This window comes from Liquorilactobacillus satsumensis DSM 16230 = JCM 12392, from assembly GCF_001435195.1.
Taxonomy (GTDB): domain Bacteria; phylum Bacillota; class Bacilli; order Lactobacillales; family Lactobacillaceae; genus Liquorilactobacillus; species Liquorilactobacillus satsumensis.
Genome location: NZ_AZFQ01000052.1, coordinates 52,916 through 74,208, shown reverse-complemented (window position 1 = coordinate 74,208; position 21,293 = coordinate 52,916). Strand labels below are relative to the sequence as shown.

General features: G+C 39.4%; 17 protein-coding genes and 1 pseudogene. 10 read left to right on the top strand and 8 right to left on the bottom strand.

The features are described 5' to 3' along the window. Positions 1 to 65: 65 nt before the first annotated feature. Positions 66 to 278 (bottom strand): hypothetical protein, encoded by a 213-nt coding sequence (locus FD50_RS08970; protein WP_054758164.1) that lies wholly within the window; start codon positions 276 to 278, stop codon positions 66 to 68. 822 nt (positions 279 to 1,100) lie between these two features. Here FD50_RS08970 and FD50_RS08965 point away from each other — a divergent pair. After that, positions 1,101 to 1,367: a SemiSWEET family transporter gene (locus tag FD50_RS08965; RefSeq protein WP_054758163.1), complete on the top strand. Its 267-nt coding sequence runs from the start codon at positions 1,101 to 1,103 to the stop codon at positions 1,365 to 1,367. A 544-nt stretch (positions 1,368 to 1,911) separates the two neighbouring features. Here the strand turns inward: FD50_RS08965 and FD50_RS08960 are convergent. Continuing rightward, complete coding sequence (locus tag FD50_RS08960) at positions 1,912 to 3,423, bottom strand: glycosyltransferase family protein (RefSeq protein ID WP_056961212.1); 1,512 nt, start codon at positions 3,421 to 3,423, stop codon at positions 1,912 to 1,914. 888 nt (positions 3,424 to 4,311) lie between these two features. Between FD50_RS08960 and gltB the strand changes: the two genes are divergently transcribed. Both gltB and FD50_RS08950 read left to right on the top strand, forming a co-directional pair. Beyond that, positions 4,312 to 8,781, top strand: coding sequence for a glutamate synthase large subunit (gene gltB / locus FD50_RS08955; RefSeq protein WP_056961211.1), 4,470 nt, complete (start codon positions 4,312 to 4,314; stop codon positions 8,779 to 8,781). 15 nt (positions 8,782 to 8,796) lie between these two features. Continuing rightward, entirely contained in the window at positions 8,797 to 10,221 is a 1,425-nt protein-coding gene (locus FD50_RS08950; protein WP_056961210.1) for a glutamate synthase subunit beta, read from the top strand. A 339-nt stretch (positions 10,222 to 10,560) separates the two neighbouring features. Here FD50_RS08950 and FD50_RS08945 read toward each other — a convergent pair whose 3' ends face one another. The 5 genes and pseudogenes from FD50_RS08945 to FD50_RS08925 form a co-directional block, all read right to left on the bottom strand. After that, entirely contained in the window at positions 10,561 to 11,109 is a 549-nt protein-coding gene (locus FD50_RS08945) for a cysteine hydrolase family protein (protein WP_056961209.1), read from the bottom strand. 173 nt (positions 11,110 to 11,282) lie between these two features. Then, positions 11,283 to 12,439, bottom strand: a pseudogene (locus FD50_RS08940) (MFS transporter). Between the two features lie 77 nt (positions 12,440 to 12,516). Then, positions 12,517 to 12,816, bottom strand: coding sequence for an ArsR/SmtB family transcription factor (locus tag FD50_RS08935; protein ID WP_054758026.1), 300 nt, complete (start codon positions 12,814 to 12,816; stop codon positions 12,517 to 12,519). Positions 12,817 to 12,904: 88 nt separating this feature from the next. Further along, positions 12,905 to 13,654, bottom strand: coding sequence for a glucose 1-dehydrogenase (locus FD50_RS08930; RefSeq protein ID WP_056961208.1), 750 nt, complete (start codon positions 13,652 to 13,654; stop codon positions 12,905 to 12,907). Between the two features lie 141 nt (positions 13,655 to 13,795). After that, entirely contained in the window at positions 13,796 to 14,920 is a 1,125-nt protein-coding gene (locus FD50_RS08925) for an alpha/beta fold hydrolase (protein WP_056961207.1), read from the bottom strand. Positions 14,921 to 15,056: 136 nt separating this feature from the next. Here FD50_RS08925 and FD50_RS08920 point away from each other — a divergent pair, with 136 nt between their 5' ends. The 6 genes from FD50_RS08920 to FD50_RS08895 all read left to right on the top strand — a co-directional run bounded on the left by FD50_RS08920 (position 15,057) and on the right by FD50_RS08895 (position 19,344). Then, positions 15,057 to 15,599, top strand: coding sequence for a TetR/AcrR family transcriptional regulator (locus tag FD50_RS08920; protein ID WP_056961206.1), 543 nt, complete (start codon positions 15,057 to 15,059; stop codon positions 15,597 to 15,599). A gap of 98 nt (positions 15,600 to 15,697) precedes the next feature. After that, positions 15,698 to 16,123 (top strand): MarR family winged helix-turn-helix transcriptional regulator, encoded by a 426-nt coding sequence (locus FD50_RS08915; RefSeq protein ID WP_056961205.1) that lies wholly within the window; start codon positions 15,698 to 15,700, stop codon positions 16,121 to 16,123. A gap of 134 nt (positions 16,124 to 16,257) precedes the next feature. Further along, the gene (locus FD50_RS08910) at positions 16,258 to 17,118 is read left to right on the top strand and encodes an arginase family protein (RefSeq protein WP_056961204.1); all 861 of its coding nucleotides are present in this window, start codon (positions 16,258 to 16,260) and stop codon (positions 17,116 to 17,118) included. A gap of 241 nt (positions 17,119 to 17,359) precedes the next feature. Next, positions 17,360 to 18,139 (top strand): tyrosine-protein phosphatase, encoded by a 780-nt coding sequence (locus tag FD50_RS08905; protein ID WP_056961203.1) that lies wholly within the window; start codon positions 17,360 to 17,362, stop codon positions 18,137 to 18,139. Positions 18,140 to 18,200: 61 nt separating this feature from the next. Continuing rightward, on the top strand, positions 18,201 to 18,659 hold the full coding sequence (locus FD50_RS08900; RefSeq protein WP_056961202.1) for a DUF1003 domain-containing protein: 459 nt from the start codon (positions 18,201 to 18,203) through the stop codon (positions 18,657 to 18,659). Between the two features lie 34 nt (positions 18,660 to 18,693). Beyond that, the gene (locus tag FD50_RS08895; protein ID WP_054758033.1) at positions 18,694 to 19,344 is read left to right on the top strand and encodes a DUF1345 domain-containing protein; all 651 of its coding nucleotides are present in this window, start codon (positions 18,694 to 18,696) and stop codon (positions 19,342 to 19,344) included. Positions 19,345 to 19,352: 8 nt separating this feature from the next. On the opposite strand, the gene FD50_RS08890 is transcribed toward FD50_RS08895, so the two are convergent. After that, positions 19,353 to 19,832, bottom strand: a complete 480-nt coding sequence (locus FD50_RS08890; protein ID WP_056961201.1) for a TspO/MBR family protein — start codon at positions 19,830 to 19,832, stop codon at positions 19,353 to 19,355. Positions 19,833 to 20,072: 240 nt separating this feature from the next. On the opposite strand from FD50_RS08890, the gene FD50_RS08885 reads away from it, so the two are divergent. Continuing rightward, entirely contained in the window at positions 20,073 to 20,978 is a 906-nt protein-coding gene (locus tag FD50_RS08885; protein ID WP_056961200.1) for a phosphatase PAP2 family protein, read from the top strand. Positions 20,979 to 21,293 lie beyond the last annotated feature (315 nt).

The following is a 21,293-nucleotide window of genomic DNA, read 5'->3' as shown; positions in this document are numbered from 1 at the left end:
ACAGTCATTTAAAATGGTGATCAAATAAAGGGATGACTTTCACGAACCTATTGCTGATGAGCATCTTAAACTTGCAAATTTTGTTTATACACATGATAAAGCTTGTGACGAATAAACGAATCTTCTTCTACATATCGATTAAGTTCTTCAATGACTTTAAACATCGCAAAATCATCATCGAGAGTGTCTTGGTCAGTAAGCTCTGCTTTTTGCACATCGAGAGCTTCCTCTAAACAAATACCAATTCTATAAATAAAATATTTTTCTTCTTCGCTCATAAAAATTCCTTTCTGTTATGCATGCTAACTAAGCAGTGTTTTTAATTACGTACGAAATAATTATAGACTTCACTGCTTGAACCGCAAGCACAATTTCAGTTTTAGGAAGTGCACAATATTTTATTAGGCTCAAGCTAATTTTAAAATAGATAGAGCTAAAAAACAACGCTTAATATAAACGCCGATAATAGGTGGATTACAGAATATAATTGGTTATTTTGTTTAATCTAGTTTCATATTATAGAGTAACAAGGATATAATTCTGAAGTAGATGAAATTCTGCAAGTTATTATTCAAGGCGATTAAGAACAAGAGTTGGTTAATATAATGCTTTTTTATATCTTTTGTCTGTGCAGTTAGGGTAATAAGCGTATTTTTAGGGGCATTCTTTAAAGCTATTTGGAGCTTAAAGTGTTTTTTAATAGTTGTAGCTTTCCTTTAATTGGCAACTTTTCCTTTTTGAATCATCAAGTTTGAACTTGTCAAAAATTTAACAAATTAAATAGGGCACGATGCTAGTTTTTTGAAACTAATACGGACATGGCATCTCTCAAAGGCATTCAAGGCTTAATAGACAATGGCAGAAACTGAGTTTTGAAGGTCTTGTTAAGTAATGTTTTTCAAAAATATAACGACAGGCTTGTAGTTAAATCTATTTTGGGGTGAATTTACAAAAACTAAGATAATGTTTTCCTAGCTCTATAGTGCCGCTGGCAAGGGATTGCGAATAGTGTCAAAAGCGTGACGGGCTTGCAATCAAACTGGGGAATGTATACAATTGCAACTATATCGAATGGTGTGAATATTTAAGGAGGTTCTTTCTTGAAGGAAGAAGACAAGTTTATTCAAGTCCTAGGTCGAGTTGCGACTGTTTTATCTGTGTTAATGTATGTTTCATACATACCGCAAATCATGAGCAACCTCCAGGGAAATTATGGTAATCCCATTCAACCGCTGGTGGCTGCGATTAATTGTTTGTTCTGGTGTGTTTATGCGTATTTTAAGAAAAATCGTGATTGGCCAGTTTTTCTAGCAAATCTACCAGGAATTTTCTTTGGGGTCTTTGCATTTGTAACTGCACTACATTAGCCAGTGAAGGGCACCAAAAATTGACAAGGTGCAAAGTTAGCTGTTGAGGGTAAAGTTATTAGAGTTTGTTAATGAGCTTAACTGAAAAGTGAAGAAAGCTTTCGTTAGAATTAGGTTTTGATGTTGCTAATTATCAAATATCTTAGATAATTCAAAATAACTTCAAATAAAAATAGATAAATGTTAATTTAATCTGTGTATATTAACCATAGACGCTACTTAAACAGCACCGCCGGAAGAGGCCTGGAAAACCTCTTCTTTTTTTGTTTTTAAAAGGGGCTGTGACAAAAGTTAAATTTTGTCACAGCCCCGCTTTTATTCCGGATAAACGTGTTCCATAAGTCAAAATTCTCCGTCTAACTTCGAATTACTCATCGCAAAGTACTCGCTATGTTCGTAATTTCGAGTTAGTACTCAAATTTTCCCGACTTATGTCACACTCTCTTTTGGACTCTATTAATTAAAGAAAGGATTGCGCTAACTTGAATTTGCTGCGACTGCTTGACGGCTGTTTTCTAAAATAGAGGATAGGATAGAAGCGTAATCAATCTTTTTTAAAAACTGCCATACTTTCTTTTATTTTGGCAAAGGCGGTTTCGGCGACTAGCCCAAAAAGCAGTAAAAAAACGGGCAAGAATTGAATTAAATACCGACTCCTACCACCTTCGAATAACAAAAGAAAACTTAGACCGCCGATGATAGCCAATCTAAAGACTTGAGAAAATTCATCAATGTAATTAACACCTAATAGCAGAATTAAGCTAAAAACTAACCAAAAAAGTTGAGCAAACCAGTAATAATCACCAAGATATTTTCCACCTGGATAGAAAAAGGCTTTAATTAGATTCGTGGGTTTAGCTAGAATGAAGCGGCCCTCTTTGTTCCAGCCGAAAGTTCCATCAGATGTGTTATTTTGATTTTTCAGCAGTAAAAATTTAAGATAGCCCCAAAAACCAAAATGCTTTAAACGTTGTTTGATCAATTTTTGTGAGTAGCGGGAGCGTTCTTTAACGGTTTTTAACTGCTGATTACGGATAACTTCTTCCTGATTAAAGCCGCCGCCATTACTCATGCCCATACTAATGAAATGAATTGGAGGTTCTTCATGGCCCTTCGCATAAGTGATAAAATGCTGTGTGTTTGCGAAATGCTGATATTGTAAGGTGAGCGGAATTGTAATTCCTAGGAAAATAAACAAAAGCAGAATGCTTTTTAAGTGTGGTAACCGCTGAATCCTAAAAATGTGATCAAAAGCCAGCAGCAGTTCTGAAATCATAATTGCAATAAATGGTACAATTGCAGATGGCTTCATCAAATAAGCACCAGTTAAACCGAGCGCTAAGCAAAGGCAGCCTAAGAACTGGATTGAAAAAGAGTGCCTAACCTTTAGCAAAATAAATCCAAGGAGATAAAAAGAGACTAAAGGCATTACCATGGTATCAGAGTAAGGCACAATTACCATTGGAAAAAGAACAAGCAGGAGATCTTGCAAATAGACGGTAGTAATGGTGTGTTGTGGTTTTAAAAAATAAATCGATAGCGTGTTGAAAATGAAGGATCCAACGACACAACAAAAAGATAGGATCCCTAAATTATGCCATGTTGGGGTTGCATGAAAAAAGTTTAGGAGCGTTTTTTGGAAGAATACTAGAAATAAGTTATTCGGATTGTACTTAAAATACCATGCTGTCTCGGCTGATTGGGGGTGTTGCAGTGCACCGTGAATAAACTGAACATCAAAACCGATCGGAGTAATAAGTTGAGTTACGATGAAGAACTGCCATACCAGACATAAAACGGTAATCACGAATACACTCCACCATTTGTGAGTGATAAAGAGGAATCGCCAACCTTGCTGAATCTTTGGAATCTTGAAGATTGCAATTACCAATACTGAAAAAGTGACTGCAATTATCACAATTAAAGGTGTTGTATTCAAAAGTGAAAAGTTGGGATTTTGTAGAATACCAAAAACAATTAATAAAAGCCAGATAGAGAAAACGCCAATTAACGGTTTTCTTAAAATTCCAGCTGCTAGCGTGAATTTATCTTTCATTAGAAAAACCTTCCCTGAGTTAAAAACTTAGCAAATGCAAACAGCGTATTTTGGAGCCAAATTCCCCCAATTCGTGCTAGATAGTTGCTCCGCAATTTAAACCATTTTTGCCACTACACAACAAGTATACAGATTAAGATACGCTGCTTCAAACGAAATTTTGCGCGTAAAATATGTATTAGTGGGCGCTTGGAATCATATTTATGCAAAACTTTAAGAGTTCTTCGTAAATTATTTAAATTCCTACGTTATCCTTCTTAATAAGAAGAGCAAGGAGGTAGTGACAATGGAATTTTTCAAAGGGCTAAAATATGCGCTTTTACCGAGTATTATTTTATGGGCACTACTGATATTGTTAATCAGAATAAGTATGGTGCTCTGAAATGAAAATTAAAATAAACGCGACTTAGCATCTCTTTTTAATGGAGGTGCTTTTTTAGTGGCTAAGGCTGCTTAACTGCTACAAGACTAGTGATAATTGAAACGTGACAGTTCTTCGTCGTAAATATGTGATTAACTAATAACACTTTAGCAAGCAATTCAAGTAAAGAGTTTTCATAAAATCGGTAGACACTAATTTTGTGCAATTTTTTTGATTCTATTAATATTTCAGTTTTGGACAGAAAATTCGTGGCACAGCAACAGTTAACTGTTAGAATACATTTACAACGTTTAGAAATATTTTTAAGTGTTAGTCAATGTTTGATAACAAACTTTTTAAGTCTAAATACTTTTGTTTACAAAGAATTATGGGGTACAGCTTGTTATTTTCTAAATTGCTTATTAAAATTAAAACTACATTAGATTGCTTTAAAATAAATTTTATTTTAGTGTTCGGTTTTTGATGAGTTTGAAGGCGTTAATTTGGAGATTAAGGTGGGAATAACAATGAAAATCAAAAAGGAAACTATGTATAGTCCGACTTTTGAACATGATGCCTGTGGGATGGGATTTATTACCCAGATCGATGGCCAGGCAAGTCATGAACTGGTCGAACGAGCACTGACAATGCTGCAGCGGATGAATCATCGTGGCGGCACAGGGGCCGAACCTGATACTGGAGACGGCGCCGGAATTTTGTTATCCATGCCTGATGCCTTTTTTAGGGAATATGCGGCACAAAAAAACTTTAAGTTGCCACTTGCCGGTGAATACGCAGTGGGAATGCTTTTTTTACCGCAGCAAGAAGATGAAAAACAGGCAATGTTGCAATCTGTAACTGATGAAATTACGGCAACTGGTTTTAGAATTCTGGCTGTTCGAGATGTTCCGTATGTGTATGAAAGTTGTGGCCCGACAGCGCAAAAAGCAATGCCAGGTTTTGCACAGGTAATCATGCGCAAACCAGCAGAAGTTGCGGCTGGGCGTGACTTTGAAGATGAACTGTATCGCTTGCGGCGTCATTTGGAAAAGACATTTTCTGCGGAAGAGTTTGCAATTGTTAGTCTCTCTAGTCGGACTCTTTGTTACAAGGGAATGTTACATGCCTATCAGGTTGGTGAATTTTACCCTGATTTGCATGCTGAGAAGATGAGTGCAGCGATTGCGCTAATCCATTCACGTTTTTCAACAAATACTTTTCCAAGCTGGGAACGTGCACAGCCATTTCGGTTTGTGGCACACAATGGGGAAATCAATACATTAAAACGTGCTGAGAACTGGATGGTAAGCCACAACATTGAAATTTACAATGACGATGACTCCGATTCGGCTAAGTTGGAAAATTGTATGGAATATCTTTATCGTCATGGACGCGATATTCCACAGATTCTCTTGATGATGGTACCAGAAGCGTGGGGAAAAGAAACGCAATTGACACCAAAGCAGCGGGCCTTTGACGAATATAATGCTAGCTTTATTGCTCCGTGGGACGGGCCAGCCGCCCTGTGTTTTACTGATGGGGTTCAAGTTGGGGCAGCTCTGGATCGGAATGGGCTGCGACCTTCACGCTTTCAGTTAGTCAAGGGAAACTTCCTCGTAGTTGCTTCTGAATCAGGTGTCTATGATGTTGCACCAGAAGAGATTCTCGATAAAGGAATTCTGGGACCTGCAGATATGATTTTAGTAGATACGAGCATTGGTAAATTTTATCGGACAGCAGAGATTAAAGAACATTATGCCAAGCAGCATCCGTATGCAGAATGGTTGAAGACGCAACAACATTCTTTGCAGGATTTACCAGCAGCAGACGTTGATGAAAAACTTTCTGCTAATGCGCTCAAAATTCTGTGGCGGCGTCATGGATACACAGAAGATGTCATTCAGGATGCTTTAATTCCGATGGCTAAAAACGGTGAAGAGCCTGTCATTTCGATGGGTTATGATGCTCCATTGTCTGTACTGAGCAAAAAACCGCAATCTTTATTTACCTATTTTAAACAGCAATTTGCACAGGTTACGAATCCACCGATTGATGCAATTCGCGAGCAATTAGTCATTGGAACTGAGATGTTTCTTGGAGCTGATGGAGATGTTACCAGCGATGTTCCGCAAAATGCTAAGAAGATTAAATTAGAAACCCCCTTGTTAAGTTCTGCAGCCTATGAAAAGTTGCGTCATTTGAATGGAAAGTACGGCTTCAAAGCTGCGGAAGTTTCTCTTTGTTATGATAATGTTGTCCGCACAAACCGCTTAGAACAGGCTTTAGATGACATGTTTAAAGAAGCGGAAAGTCAGATTGACAATGGAGCAAATCTCCTTTTATTAACTGATCGTGGAGCTACCCGGGATAAATTGATTATTCCTGTTTTATTAGCAGTCTCAGGGCTTAACAATTATTTAGTACGCAAGGGTAAGCGCGAACTTGCTTCAGTGATTGTTGACACTGGTGAGGCCTGCGAGATTCATCATTTTGCAACCTTGCTAGGTTATGGAGCTTCGGCAATTCACCCTTATGGAGCTTACGCAACTTTGGAAGCATATGGATTAGCTGATCAGTTGACTAATTACAGACATGCAGCAGAAAAGGGAATCGTTAAGATTATGAGCCGGATGGGAATTTCGACAATTGTCGGTTATCAAGGAGCTCAGCTTTTTGAAGCAGTCGGGCTGTCCCAGACAGTTGTTGATGAATACTTCACGGGGACCGAGAGTCGAATTGGAGGATTGTCCCTTAATCAAATTGAAGCAGAATACTTGGAACGTTACCAGCGTGCCTTTGGAATGAAGGCAATTGAGCCGCTATCGTCTGGTGGAAGCTTCAAATTTAGGCATGATGGAGAACATCATTTATATAACCCGTTAACCATGTACAAGTTTCAACAAGCCGTTCGCAGTGGTGATTATCCCCTCTATCAGGAGTATGTAAAAGAAATGCGCCAAGAGGAGTTAAGTACTCCAACAACATTACGGTCACTATGGGAGATCAAGCTGCAACAAGCTGCTGTTCCGTTAAGTGAGGTAGAGCCTGTTAGTCAGATCGTGAAACGCTTTAAATCTGGTGCAATGAGCTTTGGTTCACTGTCTCAGGAAGCACACGAATGTATTGCACAAGCAATGAATGAACTAGGGGCTAAGAGCAATAGTGGTGAGGGCGGAGAAAATCGTCGCCGTTTTAAACCGCAAGCTGACGGGCGTAACTTGAATAGTAAAATTAAACAAGTTGCTTCTGCACGCTTTGGTGTTAATGCTGAATATTTGATGAGTGCGGAAGAACTTCAGATTAAAATTGCTCAAGGGGCTAAGCCTGGTGAAGGTGGACAGTTGCCAGGAAACAAAAATTTCCCGTGGGTTGCTGAAATTCGCGGCTCCGTTCCAGGTGTAAGATTGATTTCACCGCCACCGCATCATGATATTTATTCAATTGAAGATTTAAAACAATTGATTCATGACTTAAAACAGGTTAATCCGTTTGCCAAAATTACGGTTAAGTTGGTTTCAAGTACTGGAGTAGGTACAATTGCTGCAGGTGTTGTGAAGTCTGGTGCTGATAAGGTTGTTATTAGCGGCTATGATGGCGGAACTGGTGCAGCACCGAGAAATTCTGTCCGTGATGCGGGTTTGCCTTGGGAAATGGGCTTAGCGGATGCACACCAGACACTCGCACTTAATAATCTGCGGCAACGGACAACACTTGAAACAGATGGTAAGTTAATGACAGGGCGTGATATTGCGATCGCAATTATGCTGGGTGCCGAGGAATTCAGTTTTGCTTCCTTAGTGTTAGTTTCAATTGGTTGTATTATGATGAGAGTTTGCAGTAAGAATACCTGTCCAACAGGGATTGCAACTCAAAATCCGGGGTTGCGCAAGCTGTTTATTGGCAAGCCAGAACATGTTAAAAATTGTATGCAATTTTTAGCTGAGGATCTGCGTGAAGAAATGGCAGCTTTAGGTTATCGGACGATTGACGAGTTGGTTGGTCATACGGAGAATTTGCAGCCACGCTTTATTGCAAAAGGCAAAGCAAAATCACTTGATTTTTCACGTATCTTGGGAACTTCAATTGGGATTCAACGTAAAGCAACTGATCCGTTTGCACCTAAGGACCAGTGGCCAGAATTAAATGCCTTTGCTGAGACGGCAATTGCTGGGCGCAAACAAGTAGTAATTAAACAGTCAATTAACAATCGAATGCGAACTGTTGGGGCGCGAATTGGTGGCTGGATTGCACAGCGCTTTGGAAATGACGGGCTACCCGCTGGTCGTTTGAAATTTGAGTATACTGGAATTGCCGGTCAGAGTTTTGGAGCATTTATTACGCAAGGTTTGGAACTTGATTTAATTGGTGAAGCAAATGACTATGTGGGCAAAGGCCTGAGCGGTGGTCGTCTAATTGTACGTGCTCCCAAAAAGGCCCAAAAACTCTTTAGCGGTGCGCCGATTGTTGGAAATGTAGCCTGTTTTGGAGCAACTGGTGGAGAAGCGTTCTTTAATGGACGTGCCGGCGAGCGTTTCTGTGTTCGCAATTCTGGGGCGCAAGTGGTCGTCGAAGGAATCGGTGATCATGGATGTGAATATATGACGGATGGTGTTGCAGTAATTCTGGGTTCAACCGGGCGCAACTTTGGAGCAGGAATGTCTGGTGGGCTTGCTTATGTTTACGATCCAGACGGTGATTTTGCGCAAAAGTGTAATTTTGAAATGATTGAACTCTTTAAACTAAATGAAAAGGGAAATGATGAGCTTCTTCCTGAACTGCTTAAGAAGCACTATCACTATACTGGCTCACAGCGGGCTAAGGATCTTTTAGATAATTGGCAAACAGCGCAACAGCATTTTGTTAAAGTATATCCGAAAGAATACCGCCAGATTAACGAAATTATGGCCAAATATGCTGTTAAAGGAGTCAGCAACGCGCAACTTAAACAAAAAGCATTTGACGTAGTGGTTGGTGCCCAGCCAACAATCATGAAATAAGAGGAGGAAGCGAAAATGGCAGATCCATTTGGTTTTATGAAATATCCACGGGTCAATAACCCATATCGCAGTGTGGCAGAACGCATCAAAGACTTTGAAGAGATGCAAGGCCCGCTCAGTGATGAAGAACGACGGCGCCAGGCAGCACGTTGTATGAATTGTGGAGTACCGCACTGTCACGTTGGTTTCTTTTATGCTGGTGGACGTGCAGTTGGTGGCTGTCCGAATGATAATTTGATTCCTGAGTGGAATGATCTGGTATATCGGCAGGAAGATAAGCAAGCTTTTGAAAGATTGACCAAAACGAATCCACTCCCTGAATTTACTGGTCGGGTTTGTCCGGCTCCTTGTGAAGTTTCTTGTAATGAGGCGCTTCATGGACAGGGAATTACGATTAAAGATAATGAACGTTTTATTATTGAACAAGGTTTCAAATACGATTGGGTAGTTGACAGCGGAATGCCTGTCCGGCGCAATGGCATTAAAGTTGCGATCGTTGGTAGTGGTCCTGCTGGTTTATCGGCAGCTTGGCAGCTGAATAAATTTGGTTTCGATGTTACAGTTTATGAACGCGACGATCGACCAGGCGGTTTAACAATGTATGGGATTCCTAATATGAAATTGCCAAAAGAGATTGTTGCACGTCGAATTAAGGTGATGGAAGCTGTCGGAATTAAATTTGTGGTAAATACAAATGTTGGAGTGGATGTGACTGCACAAGAGCTTAAGGCTCAATATGAGCGGATTATTTTAACCATTGGTGCACGTGCAGCTCGCGACTTGCAGGTTCCAGGTCGTGAACTTAAAGGAATCATGCAGGCGGTTGATTATTTAACACTCGCCACCAAACAGGTTCTTAAAGATGGACCACGGGCTAACCAGCGCTTAGCTGGCAAGAAGGTGGTTGTAATTGGCGGTGGAGATACTGGAAATGACTGTATTGCAACCGCAGTCCGTCAGGGAGCTGCAGCAATTCAACAGCTTGAAATTACGCGACGACCACCCACGAAACGTGCTGCTAGTAACCCATGGCCACAATGGCCAATGGTTGCTAAAACAGGCTATGGTCAACAAGAGGCGCAGCAGCTTTTTGGAAGTGAGCTGACATCTTATGAGTCTACCGCTGTTGGATTTAAGGGTAAAAACGGGCAACTTACTAGCATGACTACGAGTGATGTACAACTGTTTAAACCAGTTGCAGGAACTGAAGCTGAGCAACCGGTTGATTTGGTGCTTTTAGCAATGGGCTTTACTGGAGCGCAACAATCAGTCTTATCAGCCTTTGAGATCACAGAGGTGAATGATGATTATACGACTAATGATGATCAAGTCTTAGTTGCAGGGGATGCGCGGCGTGGTCCAAGTTTAGTTATCTGGGGGATCCATGAGGGTCGCATGGCTGCTGATCGGGTCGCACAATCATATGAGGTACGGCTATAAGCAAACTGCTTTTAATTTGATTTAAGCAAAACCTGTACGTGTTTGTTAGCGGTTATTATGTGGAATAAAAGAGAGAGTGTGACATAAGTCGGGAAAATTTTGAGTGCTAACTCGAAATTACGAACATAGCGAGTACTTTGCTATGAGTAATTCGCAGTTAGACGGAGAATTTTGACTTATGGAACACGTTTATCCGGAATAAAAGAGGGGCTGTGACAAAATTTAATTTTTGTCACAGTCCCTTTGCTTTTTTAGTATCCAATTAACATGTTCCAATGAGCAATCTTTTTTCATTTAAGTATGAATTACCCAAGGACTAAGCATGCTGCAAGTCTTTTGTTAAACAATCTTAGCATTTAAGACTGTTTTAAAATGATCAAGCGCCCATGCTTGTCCTCCAGGTTTGAAAGTGGCAACAGCCTTTTGGTGGATAACCAGTGGATAGTTCAAGTTATAAGCATCAACTGCTGTATGCAATAAGCAAATATCGGTGCAAACACCTACAAGATGGACTTCAGTCACCTGACGCTCGCGCAGCCAGAGATCTAACGGGGTACCTGCAAAACTTGAATAGCGGGTTTTATCAAAAAAAATAACATTTTGCTGTCCCTTATTAGCGGCATACCATTGGGCAAGGGGACCATACAGCTCTCGTCCCCAGCTCCCACGCACATTGTGTGCCGGAAAAAGCTTAGTTTCAGGATGATAAGGGTCAGCAGGAGTATGAACATCGGTCGGTAAGAAAACAAAGTCACCGGCACGCTTGAATTGGGCGGCTAAGTCGACGATCGCAGGAGCAAGCTCTTGTGCAGGTGGACCAACCGTCAAAGCTCCATTAGTAGCAACAAAGTCGTTGGTGTAGTCAATGATTAGCAATGCTTTTGGCATGATTATGATTCCTCCAATTATTTTATGTGATCTGGAATTGAATTAATTTAATTCAATTATTAGGTTCTTTGGCAGGCATGTCAACTTGGCTGAACAACCAATTTAAAAAAAACGGGTGTTGACCAGAACAATGAAAGCAGAAGCTGCAATGTGAATGATCACTGAATAGTGGTTTACCAAAAATGCAGGGTGAGCGCATATAATAAGTAAGAGATGGAGGCTAACAGAGCTGTAAAAATTCCAATACCCCAAAAGCCAGGGAAATTTGCAATCAAAATTCCACCAGCAAAGCCTCCAAGTGCTTCACCTAAAAACATTGCTGCATTTGAAACTGAAGAAATGGTACTGCGAGCTGTTGTGATAGTTGCTTGCAAGTTAGTCATGAACAAAGGGAAAATGATTCCACCGACCACAAAGATTAAAGTCAATAGAATTTGGGCAACAAATAGCGTTTTAGAAGTTGCAACCAATGTGTAGAGCAAAATGTAGACTATGAGCCCGCCAAAGAAAGTTCTCTTCACTCCCCAAAAACTACCAGCTTACTGTTTAAAAGGGTACCAATAAGATTACCACACCCAATTAAAATCATTGCAGTTCCTATTTGACCAACACTCAGTTGAAAACTTTTGTTGAACCAAGTTCCAATGAAAGAAAGTGAGCAAAAGTTTCCAAGTTGAAAGATGAAATAGGCTAGTAGAGATAATCGTGCCTGTTGATTGTACCAGAGTTCCTGATAGACAGCGGTGAATTTTAGTTGGGGTGTTGCGTTAGCTTGATTAAGGCTAGGTAAGCTGACATGACAAAGGCCCAAAAGTAAAAGTGCAAGAAAAGCAATGAAGAAAAAAGGAAAACGCCAAGAGACAATGGCCAAATAGCTTCCAAGAGGAATTCCGATAATCTGTGAAACTGCTAAACCAGCGGCTGCCAGCCCCATCGCAGCAACAATTTTTTCCTGAGGAACTATTAATCGAATTGAACCCCAAACCTGCGGACCAATAAAAGCAGCACTGATGCCTGCAAGCAGTCGGGCTAGCATCATTATCCAAAAGGTATTTGCCAAGCCGCAAAAAAAGGTGGCGCCAGCAAAACATAATAATCCCGTTAATAATATTTTGCGGCGATCATGACTGTCAGAAATTGGCCCAGCAACTAAAGCACTCAATGTATATCCTAAAGCATAAGCACTTACCAGCAACCCGGAAGTGGCAGTTGAAATCCCGTAGAATTTGATGAGTGTTGGTAAGAGTGGCGAGATTAAAAATGTATCTGTTCCAACGACGAACATTACTAAAAAAAAGATAATTGGATATGAAGTGCTTTGTTTTTGCATAAAAAGAGTCCCTTCAAGTTCTTTTATTTTTATACTTTTATGATTATGAAAGTATTCTGTAAAAACAAACCCTTCTGCTAGTCAATCAGAAGGGTTTCTAAAAATCCCGGTAAGAATTTTGCAAATGTTTCGTATCTAAGTGAAACATACTTAGTGCGGCCATCTTTAATTGTGTTTGTCAGCCCGGCTAATCGGAGTGCTTTGAAATGATAAGAGACAGTGGAAAGCGTTAAATTAAGATGCTCTCCTAGTTCAGTGCAGCTCATCTCCTTTTTGTTTTTATAAAGCAAACGAATTAGTTGAAGTCGATTCGGGTCAGATAAACATTTGAAAATTTCCGCACGCCGAAAATCATTGTCTGATAGTTTGATATTCATAAAAGTATGGTAGCATCATTGTGAATAAATTACAAGTTGAACTTCTACAGTCGGATCAAAAATGTTTAAAAGTCAACTTAGCGAACATTTAAGCACGTATTCCGCCATCGACAACAAACTCTGCACCAGTTGCATAACTTGATTCGTCACTTCCGAGGTAGACACAAAGTTCACCGACGTCTTGTGGTTTTCCCAAACGTTTCAGCGGAATTTCGGGGATAATTTGTGCGTAGATATCCTGCGGTACCATTGGGGTATCAATCCAACCAGGGTGAACAGAATTAACGCGAATATTGATGCCACGATGTGCAAGCGAAAGAGCAGCAGAGTGCGTCAATAAACGGGTTCCACCTTTGCTTGGTGAATAAGCAGGAGCAAAAGGAAAGCCAACCAGACTAGCATCAGAGGAGATGTTTACAATTGAGCCTTGTGCTTGATTGCTTTTTTGCATTGCATGGATGGCAGCACGCACACCAAGAAAATTACCAGTTAGATTAACTGCAAGGACTCTTTGCCAGTCTTCCAACGTTTCATCTTCAATTGGAACTAGTTGACCGGTGATGCCTGCATTATTTACAAGAATACTTAATTTGCCAAATTTGGTGAGGGTAGCAGCGATAACTTTCTCCCAATCCGACTCGCTTGCGACATCTTGTTGGACAAAAAGAGCGTTCTCAGTGCCAAACTCTTTTACTAATGCGGTTCCACCTACGATATTATGGTTAGCGGTAAGCACGACTTTAGCACCTTCTCTGATATAACAACGAGCAATTCCTTCGCCGATTCCCGAGGCACTTCCGGTGATGATAGCAACTTTATTTGTTAGTCGGTTAGTCATTCTAAATACGCTCCTTTTTATAATTTGTAAGGAAATTAACAAAAATTTCTAAAAAATTGATTAACTAAGGTTTCAGTATGGAAATTTAGCAGTTGAAATCATGTTCTAATGCGACTAAATACTCACAAACCATGGCTAATACTATTTTTCCAGAAAAGAAATGATTTTTTCAAAGGCAATTTGTTTGTTTCCAACTTGGCAGTGGCGTTCTCCTCCACTTTTTTCGGTAAATAAAAATTGTGTGACTGATTTTGCATTAACTAATTTTTTAGCGACTAAAGCAATTGTGGATGTAGGGACATACAGATCTTGATTGCCTGCTAGCAGCAGCACATCTTGGGTGACTTTTTTTTCACAGCCTTTGAGCGTGTATTGCTGAGCTGCTTTAATTAACTCAGAAGCGTTGTGCGTCTGCATCACTTCGTTTCCCTTACGAATTTTAAAAGCAAGGTCAATATTAGATTTAGCTGCTTCAGTTAAAGCTGCATCAATTTTACTTGCAATCGCTGGATTTGCAATTTTTGTAAGTGCGGTGCGCGCCTGGGGAGATAATTTCATCGTAAATGAGTCGAGCATGCTATAGTAGACGTCAAAGGCAATTACTTTTTTGATGCGCGGTTCAAAAGCGGCTGCTCTAACAGCCAAATATCCACCTAGAGACATTCCTAATAAGACAGCAGCATCTATCTGATAGTAGTCTAGAATTGCTTTGATCGGTTTTTCCCACGCATGCGTCATTGGGAATCCGTCTTTTAAAACTCTACCTTGACCGGGACCTTCAAATAGAATAATGTTATAGTCTTTTAACTGGAGTAAGCCTGAAGTGAGTGTCAGTCTGATGATCTCTTCTAGATACGAGTCAAAACCACCATGGAAAATCAGCGTTTTAGTAGCTCCTGGATGACTAAAGCGCGCGATTGGCAACAGCATGCCGGCATAGGGAACAGTTTCAAATTTAATTTGTACCTGTGCAATGCTGGTGTAAAATGTTCTCTGAAAAGCTGCATAGGTCTGTTCTTTTCGAATGTCTTCTTCAGCTAAAAAGAAATCAGCTAATTGATAGTATGCAGCAGCAAGATCGTTACGACCTTTTTTTTCGGTTTTAAGGCCAAGCTGATTCCAAACACGATACCAGCTTTCTTCATTAACTAGCTTTTCTGCGTTTTCTTTGATCGTTTGTTGCACATTGTCATCTGTGTAGTAAGGTTCCAAGAAACGATTAATTTGAAAATTGAATTGTTCGTTAGTAAGATATTTTTTGTACATGGTGATCTACCTCCTTTTGTTACTTTTTATGTTATTGTTTTTCACAGTAATTGCGAGTATCAGTTGCTAACTGAGTGTAACGTTTGTAACAATAATTGGGAATGTGTCACATAATAATTTGAAATGGGGTTTCAAGATGAGCGTTTTCGAGCTGACCAAAACTGACGAGTCTATTTGGGAGGCATTTTTTTCCTTATTGGATCAGGAAAAGTTTTCAGCGATTACAGTGAGTCAAATCTGTCAAATTGCCAGGATCAGTCGTCCGACATTTTATCGGCATTATGTTGATAAATATGCATTACTCACGGCGATTAATCAGCATTATGCAGCAATTTTGAAAAAATTCATTACTCAGCGGCTAGAAAGATTTGACATTACGCAGTCATTAGTAGAAATTACGCGTTTTTTTGCTAATCAAGCAGAATATATACTAAAGCTGTTACAGATTCATACCTCAAGATCAGATTTGAACGAATTATTTAAGTCAATGTTAAGAGACGAATTTATCTATCAAGTGAAACGCAATCCGCAACGGTTCAAATTACAAGATTTCCCGTTAGAGTATTTGGCCGACTTATACGTGGCGACTGGGATGGTTTTCTTGAATTATTCATTAAAGCATGGACTTGATCTTGAATTGATTAGCGCATTAAATGACGCTCAAAAAAATATTTTTTAAAGCGCAGATTAAAAGCGCCGCATTTTTCCTTTACAAATTTTTTTATAAGTTTAAAATTGACTTGACAAGTCAATTTTAAATGAGAGGAAGAATTATTTTTGGAAAATTTACATTTGTTAAATAAATATTTGGGGAGCATTACGCGCAAATTAAATGCTGAATTAAAAATTCAGTTGAAAGAACTCAATGTTAACGTAACGGAGGGCAATTTACTGCTCTTTATCTCGGAACATCCCGGGTTACTGCAAAAAGAAGTAGCGCAGGGGATGTTTTTGGATCCGGGAATGATTACCAGAGATCTTCAATATTTAGAGGCACGGGGAGATTTGGTTAAAGCAGCAAGTCCAAACTCAAGCAGAGGAAAAAGCATTGCGGTGACGACTGCTGGTGAAGCAAAAGCCCAAAAAATCAAATGGATTATGGATGCTTGGTGGGAAGGTGTGTTACAGCATTTTTCCGAAGAACAGGTGGAAAGTCTTAAGAAACGGTTGGAAGAACTTTACCAATTTCTTTCGGGTCATTAAAAAAATTATTTTATTAGTGAATTTTTCATTTTATATTAAAAATTATTGATTCAATAATTTGAACGATGATTTTTGAGCTTTCAAAGTTTTTCACAGAATGTGGTTTAATGGGAATTAAAGAAAGGAGTTTTTTTATGCAAAATACATTAAAACTAGTTATTCCAGATTGGCGTGCCGGCGATCGCCCTGAGTATTATCGCGGGGCGCAATTGATGTCTATGCTTGCACCTTTGTCAGATGATATTAAAGAAGTCACGCTGCCACTAACTAATCCGCAAGGACAAGTTAACAAACTCCAAAACGGGATTCACGGACAAGAGGATTTGATCGCCGAAGTTCGCAATATTTGGAGTACTTTAGAGCAAGAAGACCCTGCTAAAATTGTAACTATCGGTGGGAATTGTTTTGTTTCACAAGTTCCATTTGATTATCTTCATCAGAAGTATGGTGATAAGCTAGGGATTATTTGGATTGATACTCATCCAGATGTTTCAGAGCCAACTTTTTATGACAATGAGCATGCAATGGTGCTTGGCAATTTGCTAGGACATGGCGATCCAGAACTTGCTAAAGAAGTTCATAATAAATTTAATCCGGATTCTGTATTGATGCTTGGTTTACAACCTTTAACAGAAGACGAACCAGCTGCACTTGAAAAGATCGGTCTCAAGTACAAGATTCAAGACAAAGGCTTTCTTTCAACAACTGAAGTTCAGGATTGGATCAAACAGCATGGATTCGAGAAAGTTCTTGTTCACTTTGATTTAGATGTTTTGAGTCCAGATGACTTCCGACTACAATATTTCTCTGAACCACATGCAACCGAGTATCCTTCTGCGCATGGCAAAATGACGCTAAAGCAAGCGGCTGAATACCTTAAAGCGATTCAAGAAGCCAGTGAAATTGTTGGTTTAACGATTGCTGAATTCCTGCCATGGGATATTATCAACTTGCAACGGACATTTTCTACTTTAAAGATCGTTAATAATAAATAATTGTGCAGAAATTTTGTAAGACATAGGTCAACTATTTACATTTAGCATAATCTTTTAAATTTGCTCCAGTTAGATAACTGATTTTATCAGTTTCTCTAATTGGGGCTTTTTGTTAGCTTACAGCCGAAATGTGCTTAGAGAATCACATTTTCAGCGAGTAATAAGTTTTGTTTTACGCGGATGAAGCTTTAAAATTAGGGAGTAAGTATAAGCTTAATTTGAAACTGTGAGGTGAATAAAAATGAAAAAGGAGCGGATTTTGAGTGTTCCCGGGAGTATTAATCTGCGCGAGCTGGGCGGGTATCCGACAAAAGATGGACAAGTCATTCGTTGGAAAAAGTTACTGCGTTCAGGAGACATGAGCCGCTTAACAATCAGGGCAACTTGGCAATTGGCTCGCTATGGGCTGGCTTATGACATTGATCTGCGTTCGCCTTTTGAACACGAAATGGCACCTGATCAGATTCCTAAAAGTACCAGCTATCTTTCTTATCCTGTATATCCGTTGGGGGATGGTGAACATTCTGATTTGCCGATAGAGGGGCACGAAACCGATCAAAAAGAGGATTTTTTGCATCCTTATGAAATGATGGTCATGAACAAGCATGCTCAATTAGCCTTTCGGATGTTGTTTGCAACCTTGCTGCAAAATGAACAGCCAGACAAGTCAGTTCTTTTCCACTGTGCTGCTGGGAAAGATCGGACTGGAGTGGCGGGTTTTTTGGTACTTTCGGCTTTGGGAGTGGACTATACACTTATTAAAAGAGATTATCTGTTAACAAACCTTGTTTATGAAACAAGCGACCAGCATGAGTTGCGCAAAAAACTACAAAATGATAACTTAGCGGCGTTTATTAATGACCTGAACTCCTCATTCAATGTTCAAGGTGCATCACTGGATGCTGCTCGTCAGGTGATCATAAAAAATTACGGCAGCATCCAAGAATATTTAGTCAAGGCAATGCAGTTGTCTGCTGCGGATCTTGCAGATTTGCGCAGACTTTATTTGCAGAAAAACTAAAACTATACTGCAAAAATTATAATATGTTATGTGGAAAATCTAAAGATGGGAGAAATAAGCAATGAATAAGATTGATGAAAAAAATGAGGATTATCAGATTAAAAATGTAAATAATACTTTTACAGAAAAAGAATCTTGGGGCGATCGTGTTGCAGATGCCGTCGCACGTTTTGGTGGATCCTGGAGTTTCATTATTTCATTTTGTATTGTGTTATTTATTTGGATGGCCCTCAATGTAGTACATCTTTTCGGAGTACGCTTTGACCCATACCCCTTTATTTTGTTAAATCTTTTTTTAAGTTGCGTAGCAGCTTTGCAAGCACCAATTATTATGATGAGTCAAAATAGGCAAGCGGCACGCGACCATCTTGATGCAGAAAATGATTACCATACTAATATTGTGGCCGAACGTAGATTAAAAAGAGTTGAGAAAAAATTAGAGCAGCAATCACGTAAAATCGATAATTTATTAGAGTTGCTGGAAAAACAAGTAACACATAACCCCAAAAATAAAGAGTGAGAAACTTAGTTGTGTGGAGAAGGGAAGTTTTGCAATGAGAAAAATGAGCAAGCGTAAAATGGTGCGGCAAAAAAAGAATCGTTTTATCTTCTCATATCTTTTCGGTATTTTAGTTGGAGCGTGTGCTGAATTAGTAGTGAACTGGGAAATGGCATTATTGGTGGGATGGGATGCTGCCGCTTTGTCTTTGATCAGTCTAATCAGTTTTGCTTATTTTTCACATGGGGGGGCACAAACGCGGAAAATAACACAAAATGAACGTGTTCGTTATCCTGTGTTGGATTTTTTAATAATCATTGCTAGTGTAGTCAGCCTTGTAGTCGTCGCACTTTTGTTGACTGGCAGCAAAGGGAGTCCATTTGAGATTGCTTTTTGCATTTTCAGTGTTTTTTCCTCATGGAGTTTGATTCACATCTTATATACAGTACATTATGCGGAACTATATTATAAGGATCATAATGGTGAAGGAGAAGGCGGAGTAAGCTTTAACAATGATCAGCTGCCAAACTTCTGGGACTTCGCGTATCTAGCGTTCACGATCGGAATGACTTATCAGGTTTCTGATACGAATTTTTCGACCACTGCTTTTCGAAAAACTGCTTTAGGACAAGCTTTAATTTCCTTTTTGTTCAATACTATTTTAATTGCAGCGGTAATTAATTTTGTTGCTAGCCTGTTAAGTTGAATGCGAAGCTAGTTAAGAATCGCGACTCCCAGTGTTAAGTAGGTTGCAAACAAGAGCCATGCAAAATAGGGGTAAAAAAGTATGCTGGCACCTTTATGGATAGGATAAACCTCAAGAAGATAACACAAGACAAGCAGGTCTAAGATCACAATTAATAAGAATCCCCACCAGTAATGGCCACCAGCAAAGAAAACAATGCTCCAACTAAAATTGACCAAGAGTTGAAGCCCAAAAAGCGTACTTAGAACGACTTGTTTGCGCCGGGGCTTTTTTTGCGAAAAAAATAAGTAGCCTGAAACTCCAATTAATAAGTAAAGTAAAGGCCAGACGATGCCAAAAAGCGAGGCTGGGGGTGAAAAAAGAGGTAATTTTAGGCTGAGATAAGTTTGTTTAATGTTACCTGCAAATAAGGCTGACAGGCTGCCAATCGCTTCGACAACCAAAACTGTGAGTAATAAAGATAAAAACTGTTTTCTTTTAGATTGCATAGAATCACTCTCCTTTAGTAAACCTTAACATAACTCTTTGTGAAAAGTGTCAAAAACGCAGTCAGCAAATTGATGAAGAAGCCGGTACTAAAATAATTTAAAAAGACAAAAGGTACACATACTGTAAACGATTTTTTTAATAGAAAGTGTTTAAAGTTAATTAATTTACGCAATTAACATAGAGTCATGACAGTTTCTTTACAATCAACAGGTAAACTAAAGCTAAGGGAGATGAGAGAATTGGAAGAAAGTACTAAGAAAAAATTATTTGGAACTGCCGCACTGATCTGCGTAGTTTTATTGGCGATCGCCTCATTTGGTGATTTAGCGATTAGTAACACCGTAATTAACTATAACAGTACTGTTGGAACTGTTTTTCAAACATTCGGTGAGTTTCCAGTTTATTTGATTTTTGTTTTATGTGGAGAAATTGCCATGGCATATGCTCTGCGGCACAGTGAGGAAAAATTATTTGCAGGTACCTTATTTATCGGTGGCTTTGCACTTTCAGCTTGGCAACTCAAGCAGTACTTAAATGAAATTTCAAGTTATGCATTATCAGCGTTAAAGAATATTCATGCTGGCAAACCGATGGGATTAGCAAACAGTGATGCAGCTACAGTAAAACTTTCTGCAGGCGCTGCCCTTATTTTATGGATTGTAGTTTATGTGATCATTACGTTATTAGTCCAATACTGGATGGGCAAGCAGGATAATGATCAACTAACACGTTACTTGATAGTTGCAGTGTTTGCTTCTTTGACTGTTTGGTTTGCCCTTGAGGTAAATTTGGCACTTAAGGACTACTGGGGCCGAGTTCGTCCCTATGAACTCAATGCGTCACAAAAAGACTTTACCCCATGGTTCCATCCTAATGGTGTAAACGGTCATAAGTCATTTCCTTCAGGGCACTCGATGGCGGGAACCTTGTGTATTGTATTTTCATGGTTCGCTGTCCAAACTAAACTGCGCAAACGCCTCTGGATTACAGGGATCGTATATGCAATTTTACTCGCTTTGTCCCGCGTGTTAATCGGTGCTCATTTCTTTTCAGACGTAACCTTCTCGGTCTTTTTAACTGCGACAATCATCTTTGTGATGCGTGAATTATATGATCGTTTGGTGAGTGATGATCTGAAGCTTTAAGGGTAGATTTTAACCAGTTGCAAAGACATCTTAATTATTTGTCTGAATTGATTGCTTATTTTGGCAATCTAAAGTACAATGCAGTTGTCCCCAAGTGGGACAAAAGGCACTGTTTAAACATTGTTTTTAGCTGTTTCTGAGAGCTTACCTTTCTAGAGGGTGGTAAGAATACGGAAACAGCTTTTTTGGTACTAAAAATCAAGCAGAATAGACGTTAGCAGACCCCAATTTGCATAACTAAAGATAATTTAAATGTCAAAATAAAAGTGGGGCTGTGACAAAATTTAACCTTTGTCACAGCCTCGCTTTTATTCC

Bases quoted from the DNA above. Each gene is read 5' to 3' on its own strand.
- FD50_RS08970 (WP_054758164.1), bottom strand. From the start codon at position 278: ATGAGCGAAGAAGAAAAATATTTTATTTATAGAATTGGTATTTGTTTA.
- FD50_RS08960 (WP_056961212.1), bottom strand. From the start codon at position 3,423: ATGAAAGATAAATTCACGCTAGCAGCTGGAATTTTAAGAAAACCGTTA.
- gltB (WP_056961211.1), top strand. From the start codon at position 4,312: ATGAAAATCAAAAAGGAAACTATGTATAGTCCGACTTTTGAACATGAT.
- FD50_RS08950 (WP_056961210.1), top strand. From the start codon at position 8,797: ATGGCAGATCCATTTGGTTTTATGAAATATCCACGGGTCAATAACCCA.
- FD50_RS08945 (WP_056961209.1), bottom strand. From the start codon at position 11,109: ATGCCAAAAGCATTGCTAATCATTGACTACACCAACGACTTTGTTGCT.
- FD50_RS08935 (WP_054758026.1), bottom strand. From the start codon at position 12,816: ATGAATATCAAACTATCAGACAATGATTTTCGGCGTGCGGAAATTTTC.
- FD50_RS08930 (WP_056961208.1), bottom strand. From the start codon at position 13,654: ATGACTAACCGACTAACAAATAAAGTTGCTATCATCACCGGAAGTGCC.
- FD50_RS08925 (WP_056961207.1), bottom strand. From the start codon at position 14,920: ATGTACAAAAAATATCTTACTAACGAACAATTCAATTTTCAAATTAAT.
- FD50_RS08920 (WP_056961206.1), top strand. From the start codon at position 15,057: ATGAGCGTTTTCGAGCTGACCAAAACTGACGAGTCTATTTGGGAGGCA.
- FD50_RS08910 (WP_056961204.1), top strand. From the start codon at position 16,258: ATGCAAAATACATTAAAACTAGTTATTCCAGATTGGCGTGCCGGCGAT.
- FD50_RS08905 (WP_056961203.1), top strand. From the start codon at position 17,360: ATGAAAAAGGAGCGGATTTTGAGTGTTCCCGGGAGTATTAATCTGCGC.
- FD50_RS08900 (WP_056961202.1), top strand. From the start codon at position 18,201: ATGAATAAGATTGATGAAAAAAATGAGGATTATCAGATTAAAAATGTA.
- FD50_RS08895 (WP_054758033.1), top strand. From the start codon at position 18,694: ATGAGAAAAATGAGCAAGCGTAAAATGGTGCGGCAAAAAAAGAATCGT.
- FD50_RS08890 (WP_056961201.1), bottom strand. From the start codon at position 19,832: ATGCAATCTAAAAGAAAACAGTTTTTATCTTTATTACTCACAGTTTTG.